This window comes from Vibrio sp. 2132-1, assembly GCF_033344315.1.
In genome coordinates this window covers 1-785 of sequence record NZ_JAWPON010000228.1, presented here as the reverse complement: position 1 = coordinate 785, position 785 = coordinate 1, and the positions used below count along the sequence as shown (strand labels likewise).

The window sequence follows — 785 nt, the reverse complement described above, 5'->3', positions numbered from 1 at the left end:
TTGAAGCGACCAGTCGGATAAGGGCTGATTTTCATGCGTTTTTCTCTATGCTAGGAGGGATGCTAATCCGGACAAATGAGCAACTCAAAGACTAAGCCAGCTTGCTTGTTCATCCAGACAATTACTATTGATAACAATCTCAGATGGATTGTACCCCTTCCATTAAGACGATGAAACCAAGTAAATTATCACCTACTGAAATAGGTGCTTTAGGGCTGAAAATAAAAAAAGAGCGTCCTTCGACGCTCTTTAATGGTTTACTGAGTCTAGACCATTAAGCGGCTTCGGCTTGACCTATCCAATGGTAATGGTGGTTGGCTTTTTTACCCACCAGCCCAAGCTCTGCAAGCTCTTCGAAGACTTTGTCTACCTCTTCCGCAGAAAGTCTAAATTGCTTCGCTACCGCTTTTTTCGTACACGTGATTTGATGAGTTTTAAGGGCATCGCTCACCTGTTCTAGCAGTGTTTTTGGCTCTTCCGGTTCTTCAATTTTTGGCTCAATGGCGGGTTCATCTTCATCCTTAATGTGTGGAAGATAACCCGCTGGTTCTGGGTCAATATCGCGAATTGATGCCACGGTCATGCCTGCGTAGCGACGGTAATAATGACGGAAACGTTGTTCTTCACCAATCAAGCCAACAAAAAACGCCGCAAAGAAATCGAGCAGGATGGATAAGAACACCACCAGCCATAACTGAGCTTGTTGCGATGTCGTACCGAACGCATTTGCAAGGCTATCGATCAGACCGATGACCGAGCCCTGTGTCACCGGAGGCAAGCTGTCT

At 45.7% G+C, this 785-nt stretch carries 1 pseudogene; it reads right to left on the bottom strand.

Annotated features, from left to right (window positions below):
- Positions 1-274: 274 nt before the first annotated feature.
- Positions 275-785, bottom strand: a pseudogene (locus R8N47_RS24595) (Preprotein translocase subunit SecY); the annotation flags it as partial.